At 69.7% G+C, this 6,243-nt stretch carries 7 protein-coding genes and 1 other RNA gene; 3 read left to right on the top strand and 5 right to left on the bottom strand.

The annotated features are described in order from the left end of the window. Positions 1–257: 257 nt before the first annotated feature. Positions 258–653, top strand: a transfer-messenger RNA (tmRNA) gene (gene ssrA, locus AC0HS0_RS14425). Positions 654–749: 96 nt separating this feature from the next. After that, positions 750–1,274, top strand: a complete 525-nt coding sequence (locus AC0HS0_RS14420; RefSeq protein WP_472964736.1) for a hypothetical protein — start codon at positions 750–752, stop codon at positions 1,272–1,274. A gap of 121 nt (positions 1,275–1,395) precedes the next feature. On the opposite strand, the gene AC0HS0_RS14415 is transcribed toward AC0HS0_RS14420, so the two are convergent. Together AC0HS0_RS14415 and AC0HS0_RS14410 are read right to left on the bottom strand one after the other, a co-directional pair. Next, complete coding sequence (locus tag AC0HS0_RS14415; RefSeq protein WP_472964735.1) at positions 1,396–1,845, bottom strand: MarR family winged helix-turn-helix transcriptional regulator; 450 nt, start codon at positions 1,843–1,845, stop codon at positions 1,396–1,398. Beyond that, positions 1,842–2,051 (bottom strand): hypothetical protein, encoded by a 210-nt coding sequence (locus AC0HS0_RS14410; protein ID WP_472964734.1) that lies wholly within the window; start codon positions 2,049–2,051, stop codon positions 1,842–1,844. Before AC0HS0_RS14410 ends, AC0HS0_RS14415 begins: the two co-directional genes overlap by 4 nt. 134 nt (positions 2,052–2,185) lie before the next feature. On the opposite strand from AC0HS0_RS14410, the gene AC0HS0_RS14405 reads away from it, so the two are divergent. Next, positions 2,186–3,010, top strand: a complete 825-nt coding sequence (locus tag AC0HS0_RS14405) for a hypothetical protein (protein WP_472964733.1) — start codon at positions 2,186–2,188, stop codon at positions 3,008–3,010. Between the two features lie 15 nt (positions 3,011–3,025). Here the strand turns inward: AC0HS0_RS14405 and AC0HS0_RS14400 are convergent, their stop codons facing one another. The 3 genes from AC0HS0_RS14400 to AC0HS0_RS14390 form a co-directional block, all read right to left on the bottom strand. Continuing rightward, the gene (locus AC0HS0_RS14400; protein WP_472964732.1) at positions 3,026–4,234 is read right to left on the bottom strand and encodes a toxic anion resistance protein; all 1,209 of its coding nucleotides are present in this window, start codon (positions 4,232–4,234) and stop codon (positions 3,026–3,028) included. Between the two features lie 101 nt (positions 4,235–4,335). Further along, positions 4,336–5,211: an alpha/beta fold hydrolase gene (locus tag AC0HS0_RS14395; protein WP_472964731.1), complete on the bottom strand. Its 876-nt coding sequence runs from the start codon at positions 5,209–5,211 to the stop codon at positions 4,336–4,338. Beyond that, on the bottom strand, positions 5,199–6,212 hold the full coding sequence (locus AC0HS0_RS14390) for an adenosine deaminase (protein ID WP_472964730.1): 1,014 nt from the start codon (positions 6,210–6,212) through the stop codon (positions 5,199–5,201). The genes AC0HS0_RS14395 and AC0HS0_RS14390 overlap by 13 nt, the downstream gene beginning before the upstream one ends. Between the last annotated feature and the right edge of the window lie 31 nt (positions 6,213–6,243).

The raw sequence follows: 6,243 nt of genomic DNA, 5'->3' as shown, positions 1-6,243 counted from the left end.
ATTGGGTCGTGCGAGCGAGCGCCTCGTCGCGCTGCTCGTCCTCGTAGCCGACGGCGAGGCGGACAGCGCCGCGCTCGGCCGGGTGCGTGAGCTCGTACTCGCCCTGGACGGTGATGATCGTGTCGGCCATCCAACGATGCTGGCATAGAACCGGCGTCGGTGTTGTTGTAAGATGGGAAGCTCGCCGCAGGATGCGGCGATTGCATCTGGACAACTCAACAGCGCGCGATGACGACCCGGCCTCACGGCCGTCGCATGGGGATGATCGGTTTCGACATTGTCTGCGAGAGTGTGAGAAGCGGGTCGAGGATGCATGGTTATCTCGTTAACGATCCATGCGAAAAAATAAGTGCCAATAACAAGAGCACTGTCTCGGCCAAGGCCGACTTCGCCCTCGCGGCGTAAGTTCCCCTTCGCCATTTGAAGAGACCGTCAGACCGGGAACTGTCTTCTACCCGGATCCTGGCGTCAGCTAGAAGACTTGCTTCTGCGTTGAGCATCAGGGCGCAGAGGGACTCCAACTGATACTGAGCCCGTCGGAGCAGGTGCCAGCGACAAGTTCCGGGGCTGAGAAAGCGATCTCACTGGCTACGCCCGTAGAAGGCACATGACCACAGCAGTGGACGGGGGTTCGATTCCCCCCATCTCCACCAGTCGGTCGTCATCGCGCGTTGTTCGAGTTCGGATACCATCGGCCGTCAGCACCGCCTTCGCTGGCGGATTCCGTGGTGGCGCGTATCGTGCGCAACATGAGGGATGCTCGCCCGCTGGTGATCGTGTGCACATATGTCATGCTCGGCCTCGGTGTGGCAGCACTCTCGTGGGTGTGGCTCGCCGCGACCGCGGGGAGCAGAACGGCGTTTCCCCTCGTGGTGTTCGGCATCGCACTGATCGCGATCGCCATCTTCTTCTTCGTCGCACTCGCGAAGGACCCGACGAGGCGTCCGGCATCACGACCTCGCCCGGGGCGCGTGGCGACGACGCACACGTTGGCCTTCGAGGTCGGTGACGACGAGCGGCACTCCGTCGTCTTCACCTTCGACCAGATGTGGGGCTGGCTCACCATCTGGGTGGACGGCGAGCTGCTGCTCAAGCGATTCATCACGTTCAGCTTTCGGCTGCGCTCCGACTTCGAGTTCGAGGTCGGCGAACGGGAACGCCATGACGTGCGTATCGAGAAGACCCGACGCCTCCTGTTCGCGTTCGCCAACCCGCAACCGATCCGCGCGTTCGTGGATGCCCGGCTCGTGGCTCAGACGGATGGAGTCTCGTGACATGAGCCCGGCGTCGCGACATCGCGCATCGCGGGCTCCGACCGCTCTCGGCTGAGCGGCGCCGCGGCGCGCGGACGACCTGGTCGAGCGGCGCTGACCGACCCGGACCTGGTCGGCGTGGCTACAGGTCGCGCGTCGCCCGGATGAGCGCGCTCATCGTGCGGTGCAGGTTCTGGAGGTCGTCCTGGGTCATCCCGAGGCGCTCCATCATCGTGGGCGGGATGGTCTCGGCGTAGGAGCGCAGCTCGCGACCGGTGTCGGTGAGCGTGATCTCGACCACGCGCTCGTCGACGTCGGAGCGCCGGCGTGCGACGTAGCCGAGCGCCTCCAGTCGCTTGAGCAGGGGGGAGACGGTCGCCGGCTCCAGTGCCAGGAGGTCGGCGAGCCGACGCACGGAGAGCGGCTCGTTCTCCCAGAGGGCGAGCATCACCAGGTACTGCGGGTGCGTCAGGCCGACGGGCTCGAGCACCGGGCGGTAGGCGGCGATCACCGATCGCGAGGCGACCGCGAGCGCGAAGCAGACCTGACTCTCGAGCGCCAGCGGGTTGGCGGTGTCCGTGGTGCCGGTCATGGGCAGTGGATGCGGGTCGAGGTGCGGGAGTCGGCGAACCGCTCGATGACGTGCTGGTCGAGCGGCTTGCCGCACATCGGGCAGGCGGCGTCGGCCCGGCGGACGTCCGGGCCCTCCGGGTGCCCTGCGCCGAGCTGCGCGGGGCCGGTGAAGGTGCGGACGACGTCGTTGGCGCGTTCGTAGAAGCGCCAGAACCTGCCAGCCATGGGGATCCTCCCGAGGGTTTCGAAAAATGCTTAGTGCACAAACCATTATTGCACTAATTACCGGCGGATGGGGCGCTTCAGGCCACGGCCGGCCATGGCTGCCGCCCGGTTCGAGCGTCTACCATGTGGGAATCATGAGGGATCCGGCGGAGGCGGCAGAAGATCCCCAGGCCTTCCTGCTGGGACTGATCGAACGCGTGCGGAACGCCCTGCCACCGGTGCTGGTCGAACGGGTGCTCGTCGTCGAACGCCGGCGAACGCTGAGCGACCGCGTGTCCGGGAGGCCGGGCGCGATCATCCGGATCAGTCTCCTCGGGCGCCAGGAGACGCTGACCTTGGGCTACGAGCCGGGGCCGCAGTGGGCGGGTGAGGCCGCGCTCGTCTACCGCGGAGCGATCGTCGTCAGCCGTCCGCTCGGGCTCGGCGACTGGCTCACCGCCTTCGCCGACCGCATCGCCGCGCTCGAGAACGAGGCGGCCGGAGACGCGGCCACCGGGTCGTTGGCCCTGCAGACGCTCGGTCTTGAGCCTCCGGGGTCGGAGATCCGCGTGCGGGAGGCCAAGATCGACGCCGACCTCCGAACGCTTCCGGCGCGCCTCGGCCGGCGCCTGCCCGCCGAGGCGATCGCCCAGGTCGGCCGCATCGGTGAACTGCTGGTCGACGCTCTCGATCGTGTCGCCGGGCAGGGCGAGCCGGAGGTCATGGTGCGGCGCACTGCGACCGTGTACCTCCCCGACACGCTGCGCGCCTACCTGATGCTGCCTCCCGACTGGGCGGCCCGGCACGTCCTCCCTGACGGGACCACGCCGGCGCAGACGCTGGTGGCCCAGCTTGCAGAGCTGGAGGCCGCGGCGACCCGGATGCGCGACGCGGCGGCCGAGCACGACGCCTCGGCGCTGCTGGTCAACGGTCGCTTCCTGTCGCAGCGGTTCGGGCTGTCGCGGCTCGACCTGCCCTGACGAGATCGGGTGCCGTCAGTTCGGGCTGTTGTGCGACCGGTCCAGGTAGCTGCGCGACCGCTCGACCTGCTGCTCCAGCGCGTCGACGGTCTTGGCCATGCTCTCGACCGCCTTCACCCGGTAGGTGTCGATCGAGTCCATCGTCGCGAAGACGTTGTCGAACGCGTGCTGGAGGGTCTCCAGACTGACGCCGGTGGAGATGGCCTCCTGGTGCACGCGGGCGGTCTGCTGCCGCAGGAGCTCGCCGGTGCGGTCGATCATGGCGTTGGTCGCGTCGTTCAGCGCGCTGATCTGGTCGAGCACGAGTTCTTGGTTGCCGAGCGCCTGCGCGACGATGATCGCCGTGCGCAGGGCGGCGACGGTCGTGGTGCGGGCACGCTCGACGCCCTTGATCAGCTCGAGGTTGTTCTTGCGGATCGCATCGAGCGCGAGGTAGCCCTGCACCGAGACGGCGATCTGCGTGGTGAGATCTTGTCGGCGTTGGCGGATGGGGAAGAGAGCGTCCGCCACGAGCGAGTCGGCGCGCTGCGGGTCGGTCGTGCGCAGCTTCGCGGCCTGCGCCTCGATCGACTCGTCGAGCGCCTTGGCGAGCGCGGCGTACTCGCCGAGCTTGCCCATCGTCGCCCACAGGTTGGTGCGCTCGAGGTCGATGGCGGCGTTGTCCTTCAGGAGGGCGTCCTGGCCGGAGATGAGCGCCGTGATTATCGCGTCGAGCTGCTTCTGCGCGGGTTGGTAGCGCTCGAAGTACCGCATGAGCGACTTGCCGCCGGGAAGGCGCCCGAAGAACCCCTTGGCGCCGGCCAGATTCGCGTGGCCCGGGTCGAGCTCGGTGATCGTGGTGCGCAACTGCTGGAGGGTCTGCGCCACCTGCGTCTGCGGATCCGACGGGCCGCCACGACCTCGGGCGGCCGCGAGCGACGACTCCGGCCGCTGCAGCATCCGGTTCGACACCTCCGACGACGAGCGGATCTCCTGCACGCCCATCCGGGCGATCTCGTCGACCTTGCGCGTGAACTCGGGGCTGCCGGGCTCCACGGACGAGAGACCCGCGACGAACTCGTCCGCCTTGGCCTGGAGCTCCGCGCGCTTGTCGGGCGGAACAGCGACCATCCCGACGGCTTGGTCGCCTCCGACCTCCGGCACGGCGGCAGGAGGCGTGAGCGACACACCTTCTGCCGGCCCCTCCGGCGGCGTCAACGGCTGGTTGAGGTCGAGCTCGGACATCGGCGACTCCTCCCGGTGCGTGGGCACATCTTCCCCCGTGCACCTGAGTCCAACACTAGAACGAACCGTGCCATTGCGCGGAGAGGGATGGGTGACCGACCTCACAGAGTCGGCGACGTCGCCACCACCCAGTCCAGGGCGACGCCCAGCGCCGTCAGCACCGAGACGTGGCCTTCGCGCGGCCGCAGCCAGAGCTCACCGCGGCGGACGCGCTCGAGCATCCAGCCGGCGTGCGTCGCCGGGACGACGCGGTCTCTGCCGCCCTGCACGAGGAGGGTGTGCGCCGCAACCGCTCCGAGCTCGACTCCCCAGGGCGACACGAAGGCCACGTCGTCATCGACTTCGCCGTCGTGGCCCGACGCCGCGCCCGCCGCGGCATCGGCTCCCAGCGCGGCCCAGTCCTCCTTGAGCACCTCGTAGTCGCGTGACGTGAACGACTCGGGCTCGAACTCCGCCGTCTCGGCGTACGCGGCTCGCGCCGGCCGCCCGGCGAGAGCGGCGCGGAGGCCTCCGGGATCGACCATGCCGGCGAACCAGTCGACGTCGCCCCAGTAGGGAGCGATGCCCGCGAAGGTGACGAGGGCGGAGGCGCGCTGGGGCGCGAGCGCGGCGCAGGCGAGCGCGTGCGGGCCGCCTCCAGAAGCGCCCATCGTCGCGAAGCGGTCGATGCCGAGCGCGTCGAGTACCGCGAGAACGTCGGCGGCGGCGTCGGCGACGCTGCGGCCGGGCAGCGGATCCGAACCCGGATACCCGGGACGCGCACACGAGACGACGCGGATGCCTCGGGCCGCGGCCTCGGAGGCCAGCGGCTCGATGACGGCGCCGGTCTGCGGCGTGCCGTGGTGCCACACCAGCACGGGGGAGTCGTCGAGCACGGGGGAGTCGTCGCCGCTCCCGGTGTCGAAGTAGCGCACGCGGCGGCCGTCGGGTCGGGTGATCGAGCCGGCGGGCGTGCCGCCGGCGCTCAGCCCCGCCACGCGTCGACCTCGTGCTGCAGCGCGGCCTTTCGGGCGTCCGACGCGAACGAGGCGTCGATCGACGTGCGTGCGAACCGCTCGGCCAGGTCGGCGTCGACGCCGAGCGCGTCCCGCACCGCGAGGTAGTTCTCTCCGACGTAACCGCCGAAGTAGGCAGGATCGTCGGAGTTGATCGTCACCCGCACTCCGGCGGCGTCGAGCGCCAGGAGGGGGTGGTCGGCCAGGTCGGGCACCGTGCGGAGGCGCACGTTGGACAGCGGGCACACGGTCAACGGAACGCCCTCTGCGGCGAGCCGGGCCATGAGCTCCGGATCCTCCGCAGCCCGGATGCCGTGGTCGATCCGCTCGACGCCGAGCAGGTCGAGCGCCTGGCGGATGTAGGCGGGAGGGCCCTCCTCGCCGGCGTGCGCCACCGCGTGCAGCCCGGCGTCCTTCGCCCGGGCGAAGACGTCGGTGAACAGCTCGGGCGGATAGCCGACCTCCGCGGAGTCCAGGCCGACGCCGAGCAGCCGCTCCGGCCGGGTGAGCGCGGCGCTGAGCACGGTGTCGGCGGACTCCACCGGCTGGTCGCGCAGAAAGCACAGGATGATCCCGCTGGAGATGTCGAGATCGCGCTCGGCCTCGGCCAGCGCTCCGCTGATGCCGTCGACGACGGCCTCCAGAGCGACGCCCCGGCTCACGTGCGCCTGCGGGTCGAAGAACAGCTCGACGTGGCGGAGGCCCTGCGCGGCAGCGGTGCGGAGGTAGCGCCGGGTGAGCTCCGCGAAGTCGTCTTCCGTGCGCAGCACCGCCATCGTGGCGTAGTACAGGTCGAGGAAAGACTGCAGGTCCGAGAACTCGTACTGCGCGGCGAGCTCGTCGACCGAGGCGTAGGGGAGCGCCACCCCGTTGCGGCCGGCGAGCTCGAACGCGAGATCGGGCTCCAGCGTGCCTTCGATGTGGAGGTGGAGCTCGGCCTTCGGCAGAGCGAGCAGGGCTTCGTCGGACGGCAGCGCGGTCATGACTCCGATCCTCCCACCGATGGAGGGTCGA

It is taken from the genome of Leifsonia sp. PARNA 1/14, from assembly GCF_055720965.1.
This window is presented reverse-complemented; position numbering and strand designations above follow the sequence as displayed.